A 24,961-nucleotide genomic window follows, 5' to 3' on the forward strand; every position below is an offset into this window, starting at 1 on the left:
CGCCGGCTCCAGCGCGGCGGCCGCCTTTGCTTTTCTAAAGATCAGGCTCCCTTGCCGGATATCGCCGGGCTGAACACCATCAGGCTCAGGATCTCGAACAGCACCTGTGCCGCGGCGTGCGCCGTGTTTGTGGTCGCGTCGTATTGCGGCGCCACCTCGACGACGTCGCCGCCGACGATGTTGAGGCCCTTCAGGCCGCGCAGCAGTTCGAGCACTTCGCGCGTCGTCAACCCGCCGACCTCAGGCGTGCCGGTGCCGGGCGCGAAGGCCGGATCGACGCTGTCGATGTCGAAGGAGACATAGGTCGGCCCGTCGCCAACGATCTTGCGTGCCTTCTCGATGATGGCGGGAATGCCGAGGCCCGTCACCTCCTCGGCATGGACAACGGTCATGCCGGACTCGTAGGTGAACTCCCACAGATATTCGGCCGAACCGCGGATGCCGATCTGGATCGTGCGCGTCGGATCGAGCACGCCGTCGAGCACCGCGTTGCGGAACGGCCCGCCGTGGTGGAACTTGGTCATGTCGAACAGGCCACTGGTGTCGCAATGGGCGTCGATGTGGATCAGGCCAACCGGGGCTTTCTTGCCGACGGCCTTCAGGATCGGGTGGCTGATCGAATGGTCGCCGCCGATCGACAGAGGGATGACGCCGGCATCGACGATCTGGTTGGTGCGACGCTCGATATCCTCATGGCTGATCTCGAGCCGGTAGCGGCTGCGGAACGGCGTGTCGCCGATGTCGGCGACCCGAAGTTCATGCGTCGGGGCGCATTCCAGCACGTGATTGTAAGGGCCGATGCGCTCGATGGCGCGCAGCGCCCTTGGCCCGAAACGCGAGCCCGGCCGATTGGTGACGCCGAGGTCCATCGGCACGCCGATCATCGCCACCTGTAGGTCGCCGAAATCCGGATTGTCGGCTGATATTTCGCGGTAGGGCGCGGCAAGGAAGGTCGGGATGCCGGAATAGGGAGCCAGCCGCGTGCCGGTCTTGGAAAAGATCTTGTCGGCGACGCGCCGGAACTTCGGGTCGAACATCTCGCCGCCATGGCTCTCGCCATATTTGCGACGCAACGCGTCGAGCTTGCCGCGATCGTAACCCATGTCCGCTCCTCCTGCCGGGTTGATGCAGTGCGGCCGCCGGTGACCTTGGCGAACCGACCGTCATCCGGCCGGGTCGTTGTCCCGCTGGCTGCCTGCAGATTTCACGTCTTGATGCTGTTCCGGACCAAAGTGTCTGGCAGCCGCATTGAAAAATCAATTGATATTGTTACGGTGTTGGCTGTGAGAAAATCTCACAATCAACTCTGAGCACGATCTCATCCGAAAACCGGCCTCCACTTTTCGGGATCGTGCTTCAATGGATGCCCATGGCCAAGCGCCTGCCACCGCTGAATCCGCTGCGTGCCTTCGAGGCCACGGCCCGCCATGGCTCGCTGACCAAGGCGGCGAGTGAGCTGAATGTCACGCATGGCGCCATCAGCCACCAGATCAAGGCGCTCGAGCAGTCGCTCGGCGTCAAGCTTTTCGAACGCGCCGGCCAGCGGGTCAAACTGACGCCACATGGTGCCGAGCTGCTGCCAGCGGTCTCGAGCGCCTTCGACGGCATCGCCGCCGCCACGCAGCGCATGACAAGGCCAGCGAGCAGCGGCACACTCTCTGTCTCCTGCGTGCCGGCATTGCTCTTGCTGTGGATGACACCGCGACTCGGCAGTTTCATGGCGCAATATCCTGACATCAGGCTGACGCTGATCCCTTCCAACGACGCCAAGGATATCCGTGCGCCGCAGATCGATGTCTGCGTGCACTATGGCGACGGCAGCTGGACCGATTGCTGGATGCGCAAATGGTCGGGGCTCGAACTGTTTCCCGTGGTCAGCCCGACATTGATCAACAACCGTCCGATCCGCAGCGTGCGGGATCTCGCCGACCATGTCTTCCTGCATGGCGACGACGGCCGCGAATGGCATACCTGGCTGGCGGCCGCCGATGCGCTGGACCTGGAGCGCGGCCGCCGTCATCATCTCGGCGACGCACGCATGGCGGTTGAAGCCGCGGTCCACGGCCACGGCGTGGCGCTGGGCGATTCGGTGACGGCGAGCTCGCTGCTGGCCAGGGGCATGCTGGTGGCGCCGTTCAGCCTGTCGGTGCCGGCGGTCGACGATTTCTACGTCGTCTGTCGCAACGAGATGAAGTCGACGCCGATCGTGCAGCTGTTCATCGACTGGCTGTTTGCCGAGAAGGCGCAGGATGACGGCCGCGCCGATGCGCCGGTGGCGGGCCGCGTCGTCACCCGCCGCAAGCGTCCGGCGCTCAGGGTCATCGGTGGCAGAACCGGGGGCTGACACTGGCCAGTCGTTGGCGCCGACGGCCGATCGTTTTCAGCCGCATGCAGGGTTTTCTTTTTGTCGGGCCAGCCTGAAACCGGGCAGCGTTTTGGCCAATTCGATGCTATGAGGCCTGTCGCGGTTGTGAGTAGCAGGCAGCGAAGGCGGTGTTGAAACATGGCTAAGACCGATATTGCGCGGCGTGTCTACAACCACACCTGGAAGCTCGACCCGATCGTGCGCAGCCTGCTCGATACGGATTTCTACAAGCTTTTGATGCTGCAGATGATCTGGGGCATGTACCCCAAGGTCGACACGACTTTCTCGCTGATCAACCGCACCACCTCGGTGCGGCTGGCCGACGAGATCGACGAGGGCGAGCTGCGCGAACAGCTCGACCATGCCCGCACCTTGCGCTTCAGCAAGAAGGAGATGATCTGGCTCGGCGGTAACAATTTCTACGGCCGCAAGCAGATCTTCGAGCCGGAATTCCTCGCCTGGCTGGAGAATTTCAGGCTGCCGGAATACGACTTGTCGAAGCGCGACGGCCAGTATGAGCTCACCTTCAGCGGGCCGTGGATGTACACCACGCTGTGGGAGATCCCGGCGCTCGCCATCATCAACGAATTGCGCTCACGCGCCGCCATGCGGGCGTTCGGCCCCTTCGCGCTCGATGTGCTCTATGCCCGCGCCAAGGCCAAGATGTGGGCCAAGACCGAACGATTGAAGGCGCTGCCCGGCATCCGCATCTCGGACTTCGGCACGCGCCGGCGCCATTCCTTCCTGTGGCAGCGCTGGTGTGTGGAAGCTTTGAAGGAAGGCATCGGCGAGGCTTTCACCGGCACCTCCAACGTGCTTTTGGCCATGGACAACGACCTCGAAGCGCTCGGCACCAACGCGCATGAACTGCCGATGGTGTTCGCGGCCCTTGCCAACTCGGAAAAAGAGCTGAAGCAGTCGCCCTACAAGGTGCTGCAGGACTGGCAGCGCTATTATGGCGGCAATCTGCTGATCGTGCTCCCCGATGCTTTCGGCACGGCCTCGTTCCTGCGCGACGCGCCGGACTGGGTGGCCGACTGGACCGGTTTTCGTCCCGACAGCGCGCCGCCGATCGAGGGCGGCGAGAAAATCCTGTCCTGGTGGCGCGACAAGGGCAAGGACCCCCGGCAGAAATTGCTGATCTTCTCCGATGGGCTCGAGGTTGAAACCATCGAGGAGACCTACCGCCATTTCAGGGGCAAGGTGCGCATGTCGTTCGGCTGGGGCACCAACCTCACCAATGATTTCGAGGGCTGCGCGCCAACCGAAACCAACAGCCTGGATGCCATATCGCTGGTCTGCAAGGTCACCGAGGCCAATGGAAGGCCAGCGGTCAAGCTTTCCGACAATCCGGCCAAGGCAACCGGCGACGAGAAAGAGATCGAGCGCTATTTGCGCATCTTCGGTCAAAAGGACCGCGTGGAGCAATTGGTCAAGGTGTGAGGGGTGATGGAACTCCTCCATAGTTCGAGTTCCTTCGCGCCCCCCTCTGTCCTGCCGGACATCTCCCCCTCAAGGGGGGAGATCGGCAGTTCCACCGACCGCGCTTCCTCTGCAACCCTGACAGTTGGCGAAAGCCAAAATGACCGCGCAATCTCCCCCCTTGAGGGGGAGATGTCCGGCAGGACAGAGGGGGGCGCCGTAGAGCGCCTTTCTTCGAGAACTTCGCTCGCATGCCTCATCGCTCTGCTGGCCCTCCTGTCGCCTACCCCCGCCTTCGCCCACGCCTCCGACCGTGGCCACGTCCTGCTCTTGCCGACCGGCTACTATCTGGTCGGCGGGGCTTTCGCGGTGGCCGTCAGTTTCCTCGTGCTGGCGCTGCTGCCAGGGGATTGGCTAGATCGTTTCTGGCGCCGACGCCTGCCGCTGTTCGCCTTCGGTGACGGCGCCCGCACCGCCGTCAGCCTGATCTCCTTTGCCGGCTTTGCAATCCTCATCGCTGCCGGCCTTTTCGGCAGCCGCGACCCGCTCTCCAACCCGCTGCCGCTGATGATCTGGACGCTGCTGTGGGCAGGCGTCACGCTGCTGCAAGGTGTCTTCGGCGATCTCTGGTCATGGCTCAACCCGTGGTATGGGCCGTGGCGTCTTGCCTCTCGCCTGTTCGGCGCGGGGGATGAAGGGAGATGGCGGCTTCCCCGATGGCTCGGCTGCTGGCCGGCGGCCCTGCTGTTCTTCGCCTTTGCCTGGTTCGAACTCATCGATCCGGCGCCCGACGATCCGGCGCGGCTGGCCTTGGCCGCAGGCCTCTACTGGCTGCTCACCTTCCTTGCCATGCTGGCGTTCGGCTACCGTGGCTGGAGCCGCGGTAGCGAATTCCTGTCGGTCTTCTTCTCGATGGTGGCGCGTTTCGCCATCGTCGAGCGCAACGAAACCGGCCAGTTGGCACTGTGCTGGTCGGGCGCCAAGCTGCTCGCCGCCGAGCCGTTGCCGGCCAGCGGCATTGCCTTCCTGCTTCTTGCCCTGTCGTCGGTCTCCTTCGACGGCCTGTCGAAAACTTTCTTCTGGCTCGGCCTGTTCGGCATCAATCCACTCGAATTCCCGGGCCGCACGGCGGTGATCGGCAGCGGCAGCCTCGGGCTTGTTCTGACGTTCGTGCTGCTGGCAGCGGTGTTCATGCTCGCCGTCTGGCTCGGCCTGCGTCTTGCCGGCAGCACTCAGGCCTTTGGCGAGGCAGCCGGCTTACTTGTCTGGTCGATCGTGCCAATCGCGCTTGCCTATCATGTCGCGCATTACCTGACGTCGCTGCTTGTCGACGGCCAGTATGCGCTTGCGGCGCTGTCCGACCCGTTCGCGCTGGGCTGGAACCTGTTCGGCACCGCCGACATGCAGATCGAGGCCGGCATCGTTGCCGGTGCGTATTCCGCCTGGTGGCTGTGGAATGTCCAGGCCGGTGCCATCATCCTTGGCCATGTGCTCGCCGTCCTCGTCGCCCACGGCTTCGCCTGGCGCCTGCACCCACAGCCCTCCCGCGCAGCCCTCAGCCAGTTCCCGCTCACCGTGCTGATGATCGCCTATACGGTCTTCGGCCTCTGGCTGCTTGCCACGCCGACGGTGGGCTGAGCCGTTTGCGCGGGAAAAATAAACCGGGATTCTCCTAGGCAACCGGCATTGCCGTGTCCGGACTTTGGTGATTTAGTTTGTACACATGCAATTTTTCGACTTCCGGAAATGAGCGGATTTGACGCTCGAAACGCTGAACAAGGGGAACGGCATCATGGACAAGAGCAAGACCTTCGACCTCTCGAAAACCGGTCTCACCCGCCGCACGACGCTGAAGGGGCTGGCCGCCACCGCCGGCCTGGTCACCGCGCCAGGCTTCGTCCGCTATTCCCAGGCGCAGAGTTCGGCGCCGATCAAGATCGGCTTCCAGTCGCACCGCACCGGCATCGGCGCCGCCTATGGCCGCTGGTACGAGAAGACCACGGCTGCGGCGGTCAAGGCGATCAATGCCGCCGGCGGAATCAATGGCCGTCAGGTCGAGGTGATCATCGAGGATGACGGCACCGATCCCGGCCGTGGCGCCGAGGTGGTCGGCAAGTTCGCCACCCAGCATAAGACCGACATCGTCTTCGGCACGCTGTTCTCGCATGTTGTCATCGGCTCGGCGCCCGCCGCCGGCGAGGCCAAGATCCCCTACTTCGTCGTCAGCGAAGGCCACCATGTCGCCTCGACCAAGCTGAACCGCTATGTCTTCCAGCCCGGCATCACCGACGTGAAGAGCCAGATCCAGTCGATGGCGCCGTGGATCGCGGCCAATGCCGGCAAGAAGGTGACGCAGATTTTCCCGGATTTCGCCTTCGGCTACGACCACCGCGACTACCTGCCGCCGGCGCTGAAGGCGCAAGGCGCCGACGTCATCGCGCAGATCGCCATCCCGCCGACGGAATCGTCCTTCACCAAATACTTCCCGCAGATCCCGGCCGAGACCGAGGTGATCTACCACGTCATGGTCGGACCGGCCGTGCTCACCTTCGTCAAGGAGCTCGGCGAATTCTACGGCTCCAACCGGCCGCAATTGTTCGGCTTCATCGATTCGCTCGAAGCCACCGACATCAACAGCCCCGGCCTTGAGTTCCTCGACGGCAGCCATTTCTGGGAAGGCTCGCCGCGCTATGCGCAGGCCGATGATACCGAGGCGCAAAAGGCCTATCGCACTGCTGTCGGCATCGATGACAATGGTGCCGCCGTCGGCGACCCCAAGGACGTCTCAACCGCAGCGCACATGTTCGGCTGCTGGGAAACGCTCTACGTCGTCAAGAAGGCGATGGAAGACGCCGGCTACAAGGGCCCGGAAGACCGCGCCAAGCTGGTCGAGGCGACCGAGGCCTTGACCGCCTTCGCCGAAGGCCCGGAGCATCCGCAGGGCGCCAAAACCTTCAACGGCAAGATCCACCAGTGCTTTGGCATCCAGAACATCTCCAAGGTCGAGGGCGGCAAGCTCAAGGTCGTCCACAAGACCAAGATCGAGGATGGGCTTTACGAGGCTGAAGGGGATTATACGACGCAGGCGCTGTGAGCCGAGTTCTTTAAGCGCAGTGCCCTTCGGCCCACCCCCCTCTGTCCTGCCGGACTCGGCCCTTCGCTGTCGCTCCGGGCGTTCGTCGTTCGGAAAGCCAAGCTATTGGCTTTCCGTCCGCTGCGCGGACCACTTCTCACCCCCCTCAGGGGGTGTGCGTCTCGCACCTGCCTTGGGCATATAGCCGATGCACTTTGGTCCCCACCTCCTCCTCGCTGCCCTCGAAGGCCTCGTCACCTCCGCCGTGCTGGCGCTGACGGCGCTTGGCCTGTCGCTGGTGTTTGGCGTCATGCGGGTGGTCAATGTCGCCCATGGCGAGTTCTTCATGCTCGGCGCGGTGCTGGCCTGGGCGATCACCACGGCGATCGGCGGCCATCCGGCGCTCGGTTTCCTGGCGGCATTGGTGATCGCGCCGCTGATCGTCGGCGCCATCGCGCTGGTCGCCGAACGGCTGGTGCTACGCCGGCTCAACTACAATCCGGAAGCCACCATCGTCGCCACCATCGGCATGCTCTACATCATCCAGCAGCTGGCGCTGACCTTCTACGGTCCGGAGGCGCGGCCGGTGGAGCCGCCGTTCAGCTATCGCATCCTTTTGCCGTGGTTCGGCTATTCCGGCTACAAACTGTCGATCATCGCCGCCTCCGCGCTTCTGCTGGTGGCGACATGGCTGGTGCTGACGCGCACGAAGATCGGCCTCATCATGCGCGCCACGCAGTATGACAGCGAAACGGCGCAGGCCTTCGGCATCCCGGTCGGCCGCGTCTATGGCGGCGTCTTCGCGCTCGGCGCCATGCTGGCGGCCATCGCCGCGGTGCTGATCGTGCCGATCAGCCAGGCGCATTACCTGATGGGCCAGGACCCGCTGCTGCTCTCCTTCATCGTCGTCATCATCGGCGGCCTCGGCTCGCTGCGCGGCACGGTCGTCGCCGCCGTGCTGATCGGCCTGTCCGACGGCATCATCTCGATGTTCTTCTCGCCGACACTGGCCAAGATCATCGCCACGCTGCTGGTCGCCATGGTGCTGGTGTTCCGGCCGCAAGGCCTGTTCGGGACGGCATCGCGATGAGCGAAGCTTCGCCGGCAAAGGCCTACGGCCTGCATCTCGGCGTCATCGCGCTGCTGTTCGTGCTGAGCTTCCTTTTGCCGGAGTATTATCACGGCCTGCTCGCCCGCATCATGGTGCTGGCGGTCTTTGCCATGGGCTACAACATGCTGTTCGGCTATGTCGGCCTGCTCAGCCTCGGCCATGCCATGTTCTTCGCCGCCGGGCTCTACGGTGCCGGCCTTGCCGTCATCCAGCTCGGCTGGAGCGTGCCGGCGGCATTCGCCGCAGGCCTCGGCTGTGGTGTCGTTCTTTCACTGGTCATCGGCCTGCTGGCGCTGCGCACCACGGGCGTCGCCTTCATGATCGTCACCATGATGTTCGCGCAGGTGTTTTACCTGGTCATCCTCTACTTCGCCTCATGGACAGGCGGCGACCAGGGCATGGTCGTGCCGCAGCCGGCGCGGGTGCTTTTTTTCGGCGCGACGGCGCTCGACCTCACCAACCCGACAATGCGCTACATGAGCGCGCTCGGTTTGTTCTCGCTCGTGCTGCTGATCACGCTTGCCATTGTCCGCTCCAGATATGGCCGCGTGCTGGTCGCCATCCGCGAGAACGAGGAGCGGACGAAGATGCTGGGCTACGACACCTTCTCCAACAAGCTCGCCGCCGTCGTCATCTCCGGTATCATTTGCGCTGCCTCGGGTGCTGCCTATGCGCTGCTGTTCGGCTATGTCGGCTCGAGCTTCGCTTCGGTGCAATACTCGATCCTGCCGCTGCTCTGGGTGCTGCTCGGCGGCGGCGCCACGACGCTTGGGCCGCTGATCGGCACGCTGTTCATGTATTATGTCATCGACATCACCAGCGGCTATACCTCCGCCTACCTGCTGATCGTCGGCATCGCCCTCATCCTGCTGGTGCTGTTTTTCCCGAAAGGCATTCTCGGCAGCATCCGGCAGCGTTGGCTCGGGTGGCTGCCATGATGCCGCTTTTGACCACGAAGGGCCTGTCGCGCAATTTCGGCGGCCTGCGCGCCGTCGACAGTGTCGATTTCACCTTGATGCCCAGCGAAATCCGCGCCGTCATCGGCCCCAACGGGGCTGGGAAGACCACCTTCGTCAGCCTGGTCAGTGGCTGCATCCAGCCATCCTCGGGCATGATCGTCTTCGATGGCGCCGACATCACCGGCCTGCCGGCCTATGTCCGCGTCCGTCAAGGCATCGCCTACACGTTCCAGATCACCAGCGTCTTCGCCAACCTCACCGCCTACGACAATGTTGCATTGCCGGTGCAGCGGACGCTGAGCGATGGCCGCTCGAAGGGCGCGGTGCGGGCCGGCGTCATGGCGGCGCTTGAACGCACCGGCCTTGCCGACCGTGCCCATATGCCGGCTGGGCAATTGTCCTATGGCCACCAGCGCCTGCTGGAAGTGGCGATGGGCCTGGCGTTGAAGCCGCGCCTGCTGATCCTCGACGAGCCGACGCAAGGCCTGGCCGACAGCGAGATAGACAATTTCATCACCCTGGTGCGCGAGATCGCTGGCAGTGCGACCGTGCTCCTGATCGAGCACAACATGCCGGTCGTCATGCAACTGGCCGACCGCATCACCGTCTTCAATGCCGGCAAGATCCTCGCCGAAGGCACGCCCGAGGCGATCCGCGAGAACGTAGCTGTTCAGGAAGCCTATCTGGGGACCGCCCCATGACCGAGACGAACAAGGCGCAGACAAAGTCCGAGGCGTTGGTGATCTCGGGGCTGGACTGCTTCTATGGCGAGGTCCAGGTGCTCTATGGCCTCGACCTCGTGCTGAACAAGGGTGAGGTGCTCTGCCTGTTCGGCCGCAACGGCGCCGGCAAGACGACGACGCTCAAGGCCATCATGGGTCTTGTCCCGGCCAGCGCCGGTTCGATCAGGCTCGGTGGCCAGGAATTGACCGGTCTGCCGGCGCATGAGGTGCCGAAGGCCGGGGTCGCCTATGTGCCGCAGGGAAGGCGGCTGTTCGCCGAGATGACGGTGGCGGAGAACATCGAGATCGGGCTGATGGCGCGCGGCAAGGGCAAGGCGACGCGCGAAAGCGTGCTCGATCTCTTCCCGCTGCTGCGCCAGCGGCTGAGGCAACGCTCGGGCACCTTGTCCGGCGGCGAGCAACAGATGCTGGCGATGGCGCGCGCGCTTTGCCTGGAACCGCAGGTGCTGCTGCTCGACGAGCCGACCGAAGGGTTGATGCCGTCGATGATCGCCAAGATCCGCGAGACGGTGGCCAAGCTGCGCGAGCGCGGCGTCTCCACCATACTGGTCGAGCAGCGGGTCGACGCCGTGCTCTCGGTCGCCGACCGCGTTTCATTCATCGAGAACGGCCGCAACCGCGAGACCGTCGATGTCGAGGAATTGCGCGCTGACCCATCGGCGGTCAGGCGCTATGTGGGTGTTGGGTAGGTTCGCTTCAAGGCGCAACGCCGATCTTCAAACGGTAGCGCCGACCCTCACCCTTACCCTCTCCCCGTCAAAAACGGGGAGAGGGGGTCGCCAGCGGCGGAGCTCGTCCCTTCTCCCCGTTCTTTACGGGGAGAAGGTGCCGGCTGGCGGATGAGGGGCAGCGCATTGGATCATCATTATTTGGATCATCATTATGATGCCGACTCAGCCGCCGAAAAACAGGAAGCCGGCGATCAGGAAAGTAGGGATCAGCACCAGGCCGGACCACACCATGTAGCCGAAGAAGCCAGGCATCTTGAAGCCGCGATGCCTGGCGATGGCAAAGACCATGAAGTTGGGCGCATTGCCAATATAGGTGTTGGCGCCCATGAACACCGCACCCGTCGAAATCGCCGCCAGGGTCGAGGCGAACTCCGTCATCAGGTGCTGAGGGTCGCCGCCGGCGAGTTCGAAGAACACCAGATAGGTCGGGGCGTTGTCGAGGAAGGACGACAGCGCGCCGGTCAGCCAGAAATAGGCGAGATCGTTGGGCTGGCCGGAGGGAGAACTGACCAGTGCCACCAGCGGCGCCAGTGCTCCCTCATGGCTGGCCCTGAGGATGGCGACGACCGGCACGATGCAGATGAAGATGCCGGCAAACAGTTTCGCCACCTCTGATATCGGACCCCAGTTGAAGCCGTTCGCTTCGCGGTGGCTCTTGTATGAGAGGGGAAGCGACAGCAAGGCCAGCGCCAGGATGATGGCGTCGCGCACCAGATTCTGCAGCTCGAGGCTCACGCCCAACACGGAAAAGCTCACTCCCGGCTTCCAGGCCGCCGACAGCAGGATCGCACCGATCACACCCGCCAGCAGCGGAAGGTTGGCTAGGCCGCGCAGGCGCACCTTCGTATCCGGTGTCGGATCCTTGATCTTCGGTGCTCCGCTTTCGCGCCGATGCAGGATGATGTCGATGCCTAAGAAGACGGCCAGCACGACGCCGCCGACGAACAGCGTCTCGCGCCAGAGGTTGGCGCTGGTCCAGAAAAAATCGACGCCGCGCAGGAAACCGACGAACAGCGGCGGGTCGCCGAGCGGCGTCAGCGAGCCGCCGATGTTGGAAACCAGGAAGATGAAGAAGATGACGACATGGGCGTTGAACGGCCGGTTGTCATTGGCGCGCAGGATCGGCCGGATCAGGACCATCGAGGCGCCGGTCGTGCCAATCACCGAGGCCAGGATCGCGCCGGCGAGCAGCAGCCCGGCATTGACCAGCGGCGTCCCGTGGATGTTGCCGGCAAGCAGGATGCCGCCCGAAATTGTGTAGAGCGCAAACAGCAGGATGATGAAGGACATGTATTCGGTGAGCAGCGCGTGCAGCACCGCCTCGGTCGCACTGGGAATGCCAAAGGCCAATGCCAGCGGCACGATCACCAGCGCCGCCCACAGCGCGGTGATCTTGCCATAGTGATGCTCCCATATGTGATGGAACAGCAGCGGCCCGGTGGCGATCGACAAAAGCAGGCCGGCAAAGGGCAGCGCCCACCACAGCGACATCGCAGCGCCGGGCAGAGCGTGTTCCTCCGCTGCCAAGGCTTGTTCCGGAAACAGCATTGCGACGGCCATCGCAGCGCCCGCCCCTGTCGCAATCCGCGAAAAGCCCCTGTTGCACCCCACGTTCCGTTCAATCCAGGACGTGGTCTTCGAGCGTCACGCCGGCATCGCGCATGCGCTTCAGCATGGCATCGAGCGAACCGTTGAGATCGATGCCACGGCAGGCATCGAGCCGTACGGTGGTTTTGAAACCTTGGCTGATGGCGTCCAGCGCCGAAAACGCAACACAGAAATCGGTCGCCAGCCCGACCAGCGTCAGCGTGTCGATGCCGCGCTCCCTGAGATAGCCGGCAAGGCCGGTCGGCGTCGTCCGGTCGTTCTCGAAGAAGGCCGAGTAGCTGTCGATGGCAGGCCGAAACCCCTTACGGATGACGAGCTCCGCCTTGGTCCAGGCGAGGCCGGAGTGGAAATCCGAGCCCAGGCTGCCCTGGATGCAATGGTCCGGCCACAATGTCTGCTGCCCATAGGGCATGTCGATCATCGTGAAAGGCTGCGAGCCCGGATGGCTGGAGGCAAAGCTCGAATGGCCGGCGGGGTGCCAGTCCTGCGTCAGCACGACGTGATCGGCGTGCCGGATCAGGTCATTGACCAGCGGCACGATCTCGTCGCCGCCGGCAACCGCCAGCGCGCCGCCCGGACAAAAGTCGTTCTGCAGGTCGATGACAACAAGCGCTTCGTCGGCCATAGGGCCTCCCTCTTTGTCTCGGGCTCCGGTGAAAAATGCGACTGTCGCGACCGGAGGCAGAAACTCGACCAGATGGCCGGCGGCGTCAACCTCTGGCGGCATAACAAATGCGTGCCGACCGATCGCCCGCAAACTCCGGCTTTGACAATTCCCGCCGTCTTGATATCATTTGCATACGAACGAATTTCGCCCAGCGCCGATGCTGGCAGGGTCTTTCGAAATACCGGTTTCTGGAAGGCCCCATTTGGGAAGGCAAAGCGTGATCCGTTACGCGAAACCCACCTCGGTCGACGAAGCGCTCGCTTTGCTTGGCGAGAGCGCCTGGCGCATTCTTGCCGGCGGTACCGATTTCTATCCGGCCCAAGGCAGCAAGCCGTTCCGCGAAAATGTTCTCGACATCAATGGCCTGGCGGCGCTGCGCGGCATTGCCGAGACGGATGACCACTTCGTCATCGGTGCGCGCACGACCTGGACTGACATCATCCGCCATCCCTTGCCGGCGGCCTTCGATGCGCTGAAACAGGCGGCGCGTGAGGTCGGCTCGGCGCAGATCCAGAACGTCGCCTCGGTCGCCGGCAATCTCTGCAACGCCTCGCCGGCCGCCGACGGTGTGCCGGCCCTGCTCGTCCTCGATGCCGAGGTCGAACTGCGCTCAGTGGCGGCGACGCGTCATCTGCCGCTGCAGGGCTTCATTCTCGGCAACCGCCGAACCGCCTTGCAGCCCGGCGAAATGGTTACGGCCATCCGCGTGCCGAAGCCTGCTGCCGGCACGTCGGCTTTCGTCAAGCTCGGCGCGCGGCGCTATCTCGTCATTTCCATCGCCATGGTGGCGGCGCGTCTGGTCGTCGAGAAAGACATCATTGTGGAATCGGCGGTCGCCGCCGGCTCCTGCTCGGTGGTGGCCAAGCGCCTTGCCGGCGTCGAAGCCGCCTTGCGCGGCTTGCCCGCCGGCCAAGCGCTCGCCAATGCGGTCCTGGCCGCGCCGATGGCTGAACTGTCGCCGATCGCCGATGTGCGCGGCAGCGCCGAATACCGGCTCGATGCGGTGCGCGAGATCGTTGCCCGCGCCGTGCTCAATGCCTGCGGGCTGATGAATGATCCCGAGGTGGTGGCGGCATGAGCCAGGTCTCGCCTGACGTGCGTGAAGCTCTGCCCGATCTCGGCGGCGTTCAGCCTGGCCTCGGCCCCGAGCGAGCGGATATCGCCTTCGAGGTGAATGGCGCCGCCATCTCGGTCAACGTGCCGCCGCTGCGCCGGCTGTCCTCGGTGCTGCGCGACGAATTGCTGCTGACCGGCACCAAGGTCGGCTGCGACGCCGGCGACTGCGGCGCCTGCACGGTGCTGGTCGACGGCGATCCTGTTTGCGCCTGCCTGATGTCGGCGGCTTCAGCCGCGGGAACGGCGGTTACAACAGTCGAGGGGCTCGCCAATGGCCGGCTGTCGGCGCTGCAGGCCTCGTTCCTCGACCATGGCGCGGCGCAGTGCGGCATCTGCACCCCGGCGCTGCTGGTCGCGGCAACGGCATTGCTGGACAAGAAACCCAACCCGACCGAGACCGAGGTACAGGACGCGCTGGGCGGCATTCTCTGCCGCTGCACCGGTTACCGGAAGATCATCGCGGCGGTGATGGATGCCTCCCTGCAGGCCGGAAGCCTCGATTTCCGCTTGCCTCGATCGGGCCATGCGATCGGCTCGTCGCCGGTCAGGCTCGATGGCGTGCCGAAGGTCACCGGCGGTGAAAAATTCGGCGGCGATTCCTTCCCCGCCGATGCACTGGCCGTGCTGGTGGTCCGCTCGCCGCATTATCATGCCAGCTTCGCCTTCGGCGACCTCGATGGCTGGGTGAAGGCGCATCCCGGCATCGCCGGCGTCTTCACCGCCGCCGACATTCCGGGAAAGAACTGTTTCGGCGTCATCGGCCCGTTCGCCGACCAGCCGGCGCTGGCCGAGGGTTTTGCTCGCCTTCGCGGCGAGGCGGTGGCGCTGATCGCCGGCGAGCGCGAGGCCATGCTCGATCTCGACCTGTCGGATTTTCCGGTCCGCTGGAGCGAACTGCCGCATGTCCTGCAGCCTTGCGAAGCGCAGGCCAGCGGCGCCAGGCTGATCCATGAAAACCGTCCGGCGAACCTGCTCACCTCCGGCTTTGTCGAGCATGGCGATCCCGAGGCGGCGCTCGCCGGCGCTGCCTTCACCGTGTCCGGCGCCATCGATACCTCCTATGTCGAGCACGCCTATGTCGAGCCGGAAGCCGGCTATGCATATCTGGATGGCGACACGCTGGTCGTCGTCGCTTGCACCCAGGCGCCCTATATGGACCGCGAAGATACCGCGAAGGTGCTCGGCCTTGCCGTCGACAAGGTGCGCATCGTGCCGACCGCAACCGGTGGCGGCTTCGGCTCGAAACTCGACGTCTCGCTGCAGCCGCTGATCGGCCTTGTGGCGCTGAAGACCGGCCGACCGGCGGCGCTCGCCTATACCCGCAACGAATCGATGATGTCGACCACCAAGCGCCATCCGGCGGAGATGACGGCGACCATCGGCGCCGATGCCGATGGCCTTATCACCGGCATGATATTTGCCGGCGACTTCAACACCGGCGCCTATGCCAGCTGGGGGCCGACCGTCGCCAATCGCGTGCCGGTGCATGCGTCCGGCCCCTACGCGACGCCTAACTATCGCGCCGAGGGCCGCGCCATCCACACCCATGGGCCGATCTCCGGTGCCTTCCGTGGCTTCGGCGTGCCTCAAGCGACGATCATACAGGAAACGCTCTATGACGAGCTGGCTGGGAAGCTGGGCATCGACCGGCTCGAGTTTCGCCTGAAAAACTGCCTTCGGAACGGATCCGAAACGGTTACCGGACAGCGGCTGGACTCCGGCGTCGGAATTGCCGAGTGCCTCGAGTCGTTGCGGCCGCATTGGGCGCGCGCGAAGACCGATGCGGATGCATTCAACGATACCAACAGGGATAGAAAGCGCGGCGTTGGCGTGGCCTCCTGCTGGTATGGCTGCGGCAACACCTCGCTGCCCAACCCGTCGACCATCCGCGTTGGCATAGCGGCTAACGGCACGATCATCCTGCATCAGGGCGCGGTCGATATCGGCCAGGGCTCGAACACGGTCATCACCCAGATCTGCGCCGATGCGCTTGGCCTGCCGCTGGAACAATTCCGGCTGAAGAGCGCCGATACGGCCATCAGCCCCGATGCCGGCAAGACATCGGCCTCGCGCCAGACTTTTGTCACCGGCAAGGCGGCCGAAAAGGCGGGCCGCGCCTTGCGCGAAACGATCCTGCGCTTTGCCAATGTTTCTGAAAGGGCGTCCCTGCAATTGGACGGCACTACGATCGTCATCCGAGAGGGTGAGGCCACGCGCCACATCGATCTCGCAGCGTTGGACGTGGATGCCGATGGCTTCGTCTTCCGCGCCGAGGAGACCTACGATCCGCCGACGCTGCCGCTCGACGCCAAAGGCCAGGGCAAGCCCTACGCGGTCTATGGCTACGGCGCGCAGATCGCCGAGCTCGAAGTCGATCTCAAGCTCGGCACGGTCAAGCTGATCAAGATCACCGCGGCGCACGATGTCGGCAAGGCGATCAACCCGCTGCTGGTCGAGGGCCAGATCGAGGGCGGCATCGCGCAAGGCATCGGCATGGCGCTGATGGAAGAGTATATCCCCGGCCGCACCGAGAATCTGCACGACTACCTCATTCCGACCATTGGCGACGTGCCGCCGATCGAGACGATCCTGATCGAGGTTCCCGATCCAGAAGGACCGTTCGGCGCCAAGGGTCTGGGCGAGCATGTGCTGATCCCGACGGCGCCGGCGATCCTCAACGCCATCCGCCATGCGACCGGCGTCCTGGTCACCAAGGTTCCGGCGACGCCGACGCGTATCCGCGCCGCCATTCGCGAAAAGGAGGCGCGCCCATGAGCGAGCTTGCCGAACGCTTCGAAACGCACGATCCCGGCGAGAAGCTGGTGGCGGAAAAGATCCGCTGCGATGCCTGCCCGGTCATGTGCTACATCGCCGATGGCCGCACCGGCGCCTGCGACCGCTACGGCAATGTCGGCGGCAAGATCGTGCGCATGGACCCGCTGACCATCCTCGACCACGCGGCCGAGGCCGGCGCCGCCATGGTGCCGTTCGTCGCCGAGGGCGAGGCATGGGATGGCGAACTCGTCAACACGGGCCGCCGTTTCGTCACCGCCATCGGTGCTGGCACCACCTATCCCGATTACAAGCCGGCCCCGTTCATCGTCAGCCAGGAAGTCGAGGGCGTCGATCTCGTCACCGTCGTCACCGAAGGCATCTTCTCCTACTGCGGCGTCAAGGTGAAGATCGACACCGACCGTCATATCGGACCCGAAACGGCAACCGTGCGATCGCAAGGCGAAGCGATCGGCCATGTCACGACGGGCGAATATGGTTCGCAGATGCTGTCACTGGGCGGCGTGCATCACCTCACCGGCGGCTCGAAGGCGGAAGGCCGCGCCACCTGCGACGCGCTGCTCAATCTGTGCAACCGCAAGCCGGTGGAACTGGCCATCGACGGCGGCGCCACCATCATCGTCGAAGCCGGCAAACCACCTGTTATCGACGGCAAGCAGGAACACCGCATGCGGGTCGGCTGCGGCTCGGCCACCATCGGCATGTTCGCCACGCAATGGCGCGGTCTGGTCGACGAGGTGGTGGTGGTCGACGACCACATCACCGGCGTCGTTTCCGAGCATCAGGCCGGCAAGGTGCTGGGCTGGCAGGATACCGGGATCAAGATTGTCGGCCGCCGCTCGACGCCGGGCCGCTACTTCAAGGTGTCCGAGCCCGGCCTCGGCTGGGGCGGCACCAGCATATCCGACCCGCTGTCGATCCTTGGGGAGTGGAACGCCAAGAAGGGCGCGCGGCCGGGCCTGTCGCTGCTGATGGTTTCGACCACCGGCGAGCAGTTTGCCTATTACGAACTCGATGACGAATTGAAGCCGGTGCAGAAGCCGTTTCCGGAGCGGCTGCAGAAGTCCGTCGGCCTGATCGAGGAGAATTGCGAGCCGGCGCTGTGCACCGTGCTGTTCATTGGCGGCGCCGGCGGCTCGCTGCGCGCTGGCGTCACCGAAAACCCGGTCAACTTGACCCGTTCCGTGCAGGGCCTGAAGACTTATGTGACGGTCGGCGGCGCGCCGGTCTATGTCTGGCCGGGCGGCGGCATCACGCTGATGGTCGATGTCACGCGGGTGCCGGAAGGCGCCTTCGGCTATGTGCCGACCCCGGCGCTGGTGGCGCCGATCGAATTCACCCTGCGCCGCGATGACTACATCCGGCTTGGCGGCTACGAGGCCGAGATCCGCAGCGTCAAGGATATCGTTGCCAAAGGCGGCGAATATCTCAATCCGCGCCGTGGCACAGGTGCCGCGGCCGGCAATCCATGGCCGCCGCTGGCTCAATTGCACCGTGTGCCCCCGAACGGGGCCGGGTGATGTCTGACCCGCAAGCGCATTGGCTGCAGGACGGCAAGCGGCTGCATCTCAACCACGGGCCGATCGACCTGATCGTCGAGGCCTTTGGCGAGGCGCACGAATGCCGCCAGGCCTATGAGCAGGCGGTGGCGCGTTTCCAGACCGTCCTGCCCGAGCTGGTGGAGGAATTGCCTGAATTGCGCCAGCCGGCCGCGCTTCGGCCGCGCGCTTTCGCTGGTTCGACAGCGCAGCGCATGGAAGCGGCTGTCGTGCCGTTGGCGAAAGATTTCATCACGCCGATGGCCGCCGTCGCCGGCTCGGTAGCCGACGAAATGCTCGCGGCCATGCTTGCCGGCCGGAAGCTTGAGCGCGCCTATGTCAACAATGGCGGCGACAGCGCGATCCATCTCGGCGCCGGCCAGTCGATGACGCTTGCCATCGCCGGCACCGGCCACGGCTTGGCCGACCGCATCGTCATCCGCGCGGAGGATGGCGTGCGCGGCGTCGCCACCAGTGGCTGGCGCGGGCGCTCGTTTTCGCTTGGCATTGCCGACGCCGTCACCGTGCTGGCACGAACCGGGGCCGAGGCCGATGCCGCCGCGACGCTGATTGCCAATGCCGTCGACCTGCCAGGGCATCCGGCCATCCGGCGTGTGCCGGCGCGCGATCTGGCGCCGGACAGCGACCTTGGCGACCGGCTGGTAACGCAAGAGGTCGGCCGGCTTTCTTCAGCGGAAATCGCCACAGCGCTGGACAGCGGACTTGCCGTCGCCGAAGATTTCCGCCGCAGAGGATTGATTGCCGCATCGGCGCTGTTTCTTGCCGGCCAGACCCGCATCAGTGGTTCCATGGCGCTTGCCGCGCCCAACAAAAGTCCAGGGAAGGAAGTTGCCCATGCCTGAGTTTCCGATCCGCAAGATCGCGGTTCTGACCGAAGAGATCTTTCACGAGGGCGGGCCGGTGGCCAAGGTGCCGCGCCGACGCGCCGCCGCTATGGCGCTGGTCAAGAACCCGTTTGCTGGGCGCTACGTGGAAGACTTGCAGAGCGCCATGGACGATCTGAAGCCGCTCGGCCTGCTGCTGGCCGACCGGCTGATCGCGGCACTCGGCGGCGACGTGAAACAGATCGACGGCTATGGCAAAGGCGCCATCGTCGGCTCCGCCGGCGAGCTTGAGCACGGCGCGCTCTGGCATGTGCCCGGTGGCTATGCCATGCGCGAACGGCTCGGCGACGCCAAGGCGATCGTGCCGTCGGCAAAGAAGGTCGGTGCCTTCGGCTCCAGGCTCGACGTGCCGCTCGGCCATATCAACGCCGCCTATGTGCGCAGCCATTTCGACGCCATGGAAGTCGGCATCAGCGACGGCCCGCGCCCCGAAGAGATCCTGTTCTGCCTCGCCATGACCTGCGGCCCGCGCGTCCACGACCGCATGGGCGGCCTGGCGGCCGGGGATATCAAGGCCTGGGACGGGCTGCGGTGAGCGCCGAGGACAATCTGCTCAAACTGGTCGAGGCCGAAGAGCCTGACGAAAACGACTATCGCTTGCAGGAGCAGGTCGGTTTCATCCTGCGCAAGGCGCATCAGCGCCATGTCTCGATCTTTGCCGCGCATATCGCCGATCTGACGCCGCCGCAATTCGCGGCACTCGCCAAACTGCGCGACGTCGGCGAGACCTCGCAGAACCAGCTCGGCACGCTGATCGCCATGGACGCGGCAACGGTGAAGGGCGTCATCGACCGGTTGAGGGCTCGCGGCCTTGTCGATCTCTCCAAGCATGAAGTCGACAAAAGGCGGCTGCTGGTCAACCTGACGGCTGAAGGCCGCGACGCGGTCGAGCGCCTGATCCCGCTTGCCCGCGAGATCACCCAGGAGACGCTGGCCCCGCTCTCGGCCAAGGAAATCGCCACATTTATGAAGCTGCTGGCGAAATTGGCCTGAATGCCGTCACAGCCAGGTGTCTCCGTGCAGAAAGCGTTCAGAGCTTGAACACTTCAGAACAAAGCTCCCGCAGTTTCGGAAAGACGCCCCTGCCGCCAGTGATCACCAGCGTTCCGTCCTGCAGCACCGTCTTCGGATCGGGTTTCACCACCATGCCACCGGCTTCTTCGACCAGAAGCATGCCGGCCAGGCAATCCCAGGCGTTCATGTGCTCCTCGACATAGCCGAGCAGCCGGCCGGAGGCGACATAGGCGAGCATCAAGGCGCCGGATGCGTTGCGGAAGAAGACACCGCCTTCGGCCAGCAGCATGCGGACCAGCACGGCGACATTTTCGGTGTCGGCGCGGTTTGAAAATCCGGTCCCGACGGAGCCTTCTTCCAGGCTGGTGACCGCACTGGTCTTGATCGGTCTGCCGTTGACGAAGGCGCCGCCGCCGAGCCTGCCGTGAAACGTCTCGCCGGTCGACGGTTCGTGGATCACGCCAACCACGGTTTCCCCGTCCCTGGCGCAAGCGATCACCACGCACCAGGCCGGGATGCCGCGCACGAAATTGGCGGTGCCGTCGATGGGATCGATCACCCAGACATAGCCCGTCGAGCCCGCCACCGAGGCATGCTCCTCGCCGACGATGCCGTCTTGCGGATAGTCGGCGGCAATGGCAGCGCGGATGAACAGTTCGACCTCGCGGTCTGCTTCCGAGACCAGGTCCTGATGGCCCTTGCTCTCGATGGTCAGGCTGTCGAGGTCGCGGAAATATTTCAGGCCGAGGTCCCCGGCACGCCGCGCCAGTTCGATGGCAAACTGCATGCGTGAGTCATGGTCATTTTTCACGGGGGAACTCGATCTTGCGGACGGGTGCCCCGCCCTTAGCAGAATCGGACCGCACCTTCCAAGCCGAGAATATCAGGCCGCCTGCGACAGCGATTTGTGGGCCTCGGCCAGGATCTCGAACGACCGCACACGGGCCGCATGGTCGAAGATCTGCGCGGTGACCATCAGCTCGTCGGCGCCGGTGCGGCGCACGAAGGCGTCGATGCCTTGCCGGACCGTTTCCGGAGACCCGACGACAGCGCAGGACAGCGCCTGGCCGAGCATGGTCTTGGCCATCGGATCGAGATCGCGGTCATAATTCTCGACCGGTGGCGGCAATCTTCCGGGCCTTCCGGTGCGCAGATTGACGAAGGCCTGTTGCAGCGAGGTGAACAGCAGCCTCGCCTCCGCATCGGTGGGCGCGGCAAAGACATTGAGGCCGAGCATGACATGCGGCTTGTCGAGCTGCTCCGACGGCTGGAAGCGCGAGCGGTAGATGTCCAGCGCGTGATCGAGTTCCGCCGGCGCGAAATGCGAGGCAAAGGCATAGGGCAGCCCAAGCATGGCGGCAAGCTGCGCGCCGTAGAGGCTGGAGCCGAGGATCCAGATCGGCACGTTCTGGCCCTCACCCGGCACGGCGCGGATGCGCTGGCCTTCCCCAGCCGGCTGGAAATAGCCCATCAGCTCGACGACATCCTGCGGGAAATTGTCGACGCCGGCCTCGAGATTGCGGCGCAAGGCGCGTGCCGTGCCCATGTCGGTGCCGGGCGCCCGGCCGAGGCCGAGATCGATGCGGCCCGGATGCAAGGCGGCCAGCGTGCCGAACTGCTCGGCAATCACCAGCGGCGAATGGTTCGGCAGCATGATGCCGCCAGCGCCGACACGAATGGTCCTGGTGCCGCCGGCGACATGGGCAATGACGACCGCGGTTGCCGCACTGGCAATGCCCGGCATGTTGTGATGCTCGGCCAGCCAGTAGCGCTTGTAGCCCAGCCGCTCGGCATGACGGGCAAGATCGAGCGAGTTGGCAAGCGACTGCGAGGCATCGCTGCCTTCGATGATCGGCGACAGGTCGAGAACGGAAAGAGCGGTCATGAACGGGATCCTGTGTAGGGACCGCATGTAGGAAGCGCCTGGCGACGCCGCAAATTCAAAAATATTGATCAGCCTTTTGCGGATTCGGGATCGGCGACGTCATCTTCCACGACGACTGCCGCGTGCTGCGCGGCGAGGAAGTTGCCGACATGGCTGAGCCCGTCGAAATGATCGCAGAATACCTTGATGACGACCAGCAGCGGCACCGCTATCAAAGCGCCGACGAAGCCCCAGAGCCACGACCAGAAGGCGATGGCGATGAAGATCGCCACGGCGTTGATCTCAAGCCGCCGGCCGACCACCATCGGTGTCACGAACTGGCCTTCGACGATGTCGCACAACAGCACAAAGGCCGGCGCCAGCAGCGCGTAGGAGATGGTGTCGAAGCTGATCAGCGCCATGATGGTGACAAACACGATTGTCATCAGCGCCCCGACATAAGGCAGGAAGTTGAGCAGGGCGGCGGCGACGCCCCAGACCAGCGGGTTGGGCATGCCGAGCGCCCACAGACCAAGGCCGGTGACCGTGCCGAGACCGGCATTGATGATGGTGACGGTGAGCAGATAGTGCGAGATTTCGCGCTCGACGTCATAGACGACGCGCAACGCCCGCTTTTTTTCGCTGAGACTGGCGAAGGACTGGATGATCTTCTCGTAAAACATCGTGCCCGAAGCGAGCAGGAACAGCGACAGCACGAAGATGATGGTGAGGCTTGTACCCGCCGACAGGATGTTGCTGGCCGCTGACGACAGCATGCCTGACTGCGCCACCGCCACCTTCTGGATGCCGGGCTCCTGCGACGTCTGGGTCAGCTGTTCGATCTGATGCGAGATCTGCATGATTCTCTCGAGCGGACGCCGCAATTGCGCCAGCCGTTCGGTGAGCTGCTGGCCGATCGACGAGGTGTTGTTGATAAGGTCGATGATCGGGCCGCTGAGCAGATAGCCGGCGCTGGCAAAGATGCAGATCGATAACAGCACCAAAAGGGTCGCCGAAACCACTTCGGGGATGCCGTGCTTGCGCAGAAACCGGACGATCGGCGTCAGCGTCAACGCCAGCAGGAAAGCCAGCATCACCGGCATGAAGAAGGCACGGGCGAAGTAAAGCGCGTAGATGGCCATGAACAGGAAGATGCCGACGAGCAGCGAACGCATCAGATGCGTGTCCGCGCGAGCCGCGACGCGCGGATCCGGTCCATCGACAACGCCTGCGCCCAAGGTAGTGGGTTCGGTTTTCATGCTCGCCCCTCGAGCCGGCGTCCCTTCCGCACGGCAATTGCCCGCATGAAACGCAGAGTTACGGGCGCAGGTTCCATGAGCCGGCTTTGAGAACGAGACCGCCTGGCGTGAGGCTTGGCAGGAAATCAGACGGCAGCAGCGCAGCGATCGATCGAAATATTACATGGCGTGTAATTGAGACCACGCCTTCGACAAGCCTAATACAGGCAGGCCTTCGCGACGCCAAAGGGAGCAACGACCCGCCGTGGCGCAATGCGAAGGTGTGCGTGCAATCGGAAACTGATCTTGGAAGAGGACGTTAGAAATGCAGAGATTCAACCTTCAGACAATCGAGTCAGCGCCGGAAAAATCCAAGCCTGCGCTGAAGGCGTTGGAAGAGAGATTTGGCTTCCTTCCGAATGCTCTGGCGACGATGGCGAACAATCCGGTTCTTCTCAACGGATTCGTCGGCATCTTCGGCAGCTTTCACGGCGGCAGCTTCGATGAAATTGAAAAACAGGTCCTGCTGCTTACCAACGCGGTCACGATCAAATGCCCCTGGACCGTTGCCGCGCATTCGACCTTCGCCATCGAAGACGGGATTGCCGAAAGCGAAGTCAAGGCGATCCGTGATGGCCGGTTGCCGAGAGACCCGAAATATGCGGCACTCTCGGCGCTGACGAAAGCGCTGATCGAGAACAGAGGAAACGTGAGCGATGTGGACATCGACGCGTTTGTGTCGGCGGGCTATTCGAAGGCCCAGATCCTGGAAGTGGTGACCGGTGTCGGCATTTCCACCGTGGCGGCAACCACCACCAATATGGCCGGCACGCCGATCGAGGAACGCCTTCAGCCCCAGGCGTGGTCCGCTGCGGCCTGAATCAATCGGCAGCGCATGGATTGGCCGATGCCATCCATGCGCTGTCGGGCGTATGCGCCGTGTGTGGTGCAGGTGGTTGCGAGGATACGAGCAATGAAATCGGCGGAACTCACGACCAATATGATGCCGAACCTGGGCGTGCTCCTGCGCCACTGGCGTGATCTGCGTGGCAGAAGCCAGCTCGATCTATCGCTCGATACCGGCATTTCGCAAAAGCAGATCAGCTTCGTCGAAAGCGGCCGCAGCGTTCCCAGCCGCCAGACCTTGATGGCCATCGCCCAGGCGCTCGATATGCCCTTGCGCGACCGCAATACATTGCTGCTGGCGGCAGGCTACGCGCCGATGTTTTCCGAAAGCGCGTGGGACAGCGCGGAGATGACGAGCGTGACCAATGCCTTGAGGCGCATGCTGCGGCAGCACGAGCCGTTTCCCGCCCTGGTCATGGATCGATACTGGAACGTGCTCATGACCAACGAATCCGCGCCGCGCTTCTTTGGCTGTTTCATCGACATGGGCGCTCGCCAGGGACCGCGCAACATGCTGCACCTGATGTTCGATCCTCAGGGCATGCGCCCGTTCGTCGCCAATTGGCAGGATGTGGCGAGGAGTTTGTTCGAACGTGTCTATCGCGAATCCCTCGGCCGCGTCGTCGACGAGAAGACCAAGGCCTTGCTGGCAGAGCTGCTCGCCTACCCGGACGTGAACAGCGACTGGAAGAACCCCGTGGCGATCGGCTTCATGCCGTTCATTCCTTTGGGTTTCATCCGGGGAGACCGGGTCCTCAACTATTTTTCGATGGTCACCACTGTCGGCACGCCGCAAACCGTTGCCGCCCAGGAACTGCGCATCGAGTGCATGTTCCCGGCGGACGAGGCGACCGAGATCCATCATGCCGAGATGATGGCGGCCGCCGGTAACCCGTAACGTGCAACGG

Annotated in this window: 22 protein-coding genes; 16 read left to right on the forward strand and 6 right to left on the reverse strand. The window is 64.1% G+C overall.

The features are described 5' to 3' along the window. Positions 1 to 41: 41 nt before the first annotated feature. Entirely contained in the window at positions 42 to 1,103 is a 1,062-nt protein-coding gene (speB, locus tag B5V02_RS16585; RefSeq protein ID WP_111545179.1) for an agmatinase, read from the reverse strand. A 266-nt stretch (positions 1,104 to 1,369) separates the two neighbouring features. Between speB and gcvA the strand changes: the two genes are divergently transcribed. The 8 genes from gcvA to B5V02_RS16630 all read left to right on the forward strand — a co-directional run bounded on the left by gcvA (position 1,370) and on the right by B5V02_RS16630 (position 10,362). After that, positions 1,370 to 2,344: a transcriptional regulator GcvA gene (gcvA, locus tag B5V02_RS16590; RefSeq protein WP_111545180.1), complete on the forward strand. Its 975-nt coding sequence runs from the start codon at positions 1,370 to 1,372 to the stop codon at positions 2,342 to 2,344. A 159-nt stretch (positions 2,345 to 2,503) separates the two neighbouring features. Continuing rightward, a complete protein-coding gene (gene pncB / locus B5V02_RS16595; RefSeq protein ID WP_111545181.1) occupies positions 2,504 to 3,808 on the forward strand; it encodes a nicotinate phosphoribosyltransferase in 1,305 nt (434 codons plus the stop codon). Between the two features lie 171 nt (positions 3,809 to 3,979). Further along, positions 3,980 to 5,425 (forward strand): hypothetical protein, encoded by a 1,446-nt coding sequence (locus B5V02_RS16605; protein WP_111545182.1) that lies wholly within the window; start codon positions 3,980 to 3,982, stop codon positions 5,423 to 5,425. A 154-nt stretch (positions 5,426 to 5,579) separates the two neighbouring features. After that, complete coding sequence (locus tag B5V02_RS16610; RefSeq protein ID WP_425374398.1) at positions 5,580 to 6,881, forward strand: ABC transporter substrate-binding protein; 1,302 nt, start codon at positions 5,580 to 5,582, stop codon at positions 6,879 to 6,881. Positions 6,882 to 7,068: 187 nt separating this feature from the next. After that, positions 7,069 to 7,950 carry a branched-chain amino acid ABC transporter permease gene (locus B5V02_RS16615; RefSeq protein ID WP_111545183.1) on the forward strand — a complete coding sequence of 294 codons (882 nt, stop codon included), beginning with the start codon at positions 7,069 to 7,071 and terminating at the stop codon, positions 7,948 to 7,950. Next, positions 7,947 to 8,909, forward strand: a complete 963-nt coding sequence (locus B5V02_RS16620; RefSeq protein ID WP_111545184.1) for a branched-chain amino acid ABC transporter permease — start codon at positions 7,947 to 7,949, stop codon at positions 8,907 to 8,909. The genes B5V02_RS16615 and B5V02_RS16620 overlap by 4 nt, the downstream gene beginning before the upstream one ends. Then, positions 8,906 to 9,631: an ABC transporter ATP-binding protein gene (locus B5V02_RS16625; RefSeq protein WP_111545450.1), complete on the forward strand. Its 726-nt coding sequence runs from the start codon at positions 8,906 to 8,908 to the stop codon at positions 9,629 to 9,631. Before B5V02_RS16620 ends, B5V02_RS16625 begins: the two co-directional genes overlap by 4 nt. Further along, a complete protein-coding gene (locus tag B5V02_RS16630; RefSeq protein WP_111545185.1) occupies positions 9,628 to 10,362 on the forward strand; it encodes an ABC transporter ATP-binding protein in 735 nt (244 codons plus the stop codon). Before B5V02_RS16625 ends, B5V02_RS16630 begins: the two co-directional genes overlap by 4 nt. Positions 10,363 to 10,566: 204 nt before the next feature. Here the strand turns inward: B5V02_RS16630 and B5V02_RS16635 are convergent, their stop codons facing one another. Both B5V02_RS16635 and pncA read right to left on the reverse strand, forming a co-directional pair. Next, a complete protein-coding gene (locus B5V02_RS16635) occupies positions 10,567 to 11,964 on the reverse strand; it encodes a sodium:proton antiporter (RefSeq protein ID WP_111545186.1) in 1,398 nt (465 codons plus the stop codon). A 58-nt stretch (positions 11,965 to 12,022) separates the two neighbouring features. Continuing rightward, positions 12,023 to 12,637, reverse strand: coding sequence for a bifunctional nicotinamidase/pyrazinamidase (gene pncA, locus B5V02_RS16640; RefSeq protein ID WP_111545451.1), 615 nt, complete (start codon positions 12,635 to 12,637; stop codon positions 12,023 to 12,025). A gap of 259 nt (positions 12,638 to 12,896) precedes the next feature. On the opposite strand from pncA, the gene B5V02_RS16645 reads away from it, so the two are divergent. Genes B5V02_RS16645 through B5V02_RS16670 form a run of 6 tightly spaced genes read left to right on the forward strand, consistent with a single transcriptional unit; the run spans position 12,897 to position 20,024 of the window. Continuing rightward, positions 12,897 to 13,757, forward strand: a complete 861-nt coding sequence (locus B5V02_RS16645; RefSeq protein WP_111545187.1) for an FAD binding domain-containing protein — start codon at positions 12,897 to 12,899, stop codon at positions 13,755 to 13,757. Next, the gene (locus tag B5V02_RS16650) at positions 13,754 to 16,570 is read left to right on the forward strand and encodes a molybdopterin-dependent oxidoreductase (RefSeq protein WP_111545188.1); all 2,817 of its coding nucleotides are present in this window, start codon (positions 13,754 to 13,756) and stop codon (positions 16,568 to 16,570) included. Before B5V02_RS16645 ends, B5V02_RS16650 begins: the two co-directional genes overlap by 4 nt. Beyond that, positions 16,567 to 18,108 carry a 6-hydroxynicotinate reductase gene (locus B5V02_RS16655; RefSeq protein WP_111545189.1) on the forward strand — a complete coding sequence of 514 codons (1,542 nt, stop codon included), beginning with the start codon at positions 16,567 to 16,569 and terminating at the stop codon, positions 18,106 to 18,108. The genes B5V02_RS16650 and B5V02_RS16655 overlap by 4 nt, the downstream gene beginning before the upstream one ends. Then, positions 18,108 to 18,989: a UPF0280 family protein gene (locus tag B5V02_RS16660; protein WP_111545190.1), complete on the forward strand. Its 882-nt coding sequence runs from the start codon at positions 18,108 to 18,110 to the stop codon at positions 18,987 to 18,989. Before B5V02_RS16655 ends, B5V02_RS16660 begins: the two co-directional genes overlap by 1 nt. After that, positions 18,982 to 19,566, forward strand: coding sequence for an amino acid synthesis family protein (locus B5V02_RS16665; RefSeq protein WP_111545191.1), 585 nt, complete (start codon positions 18,982 to 18,984; stop codon positions 19,564 to 19,566). The genes B5V02_RS16660 and B5V02_RS16665 overlap by 8 nt, the downstream gene beginning before the upstream one ends. Continuing rightward, positions 19,563 to 20,024: a MarR family winged helix-turn-helix transcriptional regulator gene (locus tag B5V02_RS16670; RefSeq protein ID WP_111545192.1), complete on the forward strand. Its 462-nt coding sequence runs from the start codon at positions 19,563 to 19,565 to the stop codon at positions 20,022 to 20,024. Before B5V02_RS16665 ends, B5V02_RS16670 begins: the two co-directional genes overlap by 4 nt. Before the next feature lie 37 nt (positions 20,025 to 20,061). Here the strand turns inward: B5V02_RS16670 and B5V02_RS16675 are convergent, their stop codons facing one another. From B5V02_RS16675 to B5V02_RS16685, 3 genes are all read right to left on the reverse strand, one after another. Next, entirely contained in the window at positions 20,062 to 20,832 is a 771-nt protein-coding gene (locus B5V02_RS16675; protein ID WP_425374396.1) for an inositol monophosphatase family protein, read from the reverse strand. A gap of 96 nt (positions 20,833 to 20,928) precedes the next feature. Further along, entirely contained in the window at positions 20,929 to 21,930 is a 1,002-nt protein-coding gene (locus B5V02_RS16680) for an LLM class flavin-dependent oxidoreductase (RefSeq protein WP_111545194.1), read from the reverse strand. Positions 21,931 to 21,998: 68 nt separating this feature from the next. Then, positions 21,999 to 23,168 carry an AI-2E family transporter gene (locus B5V02_RS16685; protein ID WP_111545195.1) on the reverse strand — a complete coding sequence of 390 codons (1,170 nt, stop codon included), beginning with the start codon at positions 23,166 to 23,168 and terminating at the stop codon, positions 21,999 to 22,001. A gap of 412 nt (positions 23,169 to 23,580) precedes the next feature. On the opposite strand from B5V02_RS16685, the gene B5V02_RS16690 reads away from it, so the two are divergent. Together B5V02_RS16690 and B5V02_RS16695 are read left to right on the forward strand one after the other, a co-directional pair. Next, positions 23,581 to 24,027 carry a carboxymuconolactone decarboxylase family protein gene (locus B5V02_RS16690; protein ID WP_245445943.1) on the forward strand — a complete coding sequence of 149 codons (447 nt, stop codon included), beginning with the start codon at positions 23,581 to 23,583 and terminating at the stop codon, positions 24,025 to 24,027. Between the two features lie 93 nt (positions 24,028 to 24,120). Then, positions 24,121 to 24,951 carry a helix-turn-helix domain-containing protein gene (locus tag B5V02_RS16695; RefSeq protein WP_425374399.1) on the forward strand — a complete coding sequence of 277 codons (831 nt, stop codon included), beginning with the start codon at positions 24,121 to 24,123 and terminating at the stop codon, positions 24,949 to 24,951. Positions 24,952 to 24,961 lie beyond the last annotated feature (10 nt).

The organism is Mesorhizobium kowhaii (assembly GCF_003253745.1).
In the GTDB taxonomy this organism is placed as follows: Bacteria; Pseudomonadota; Alphaproteobacteria; order Rhizobiales; family Rhizobiaceae; genus Mesorhizobium; species Mesorhizobium kowhaii.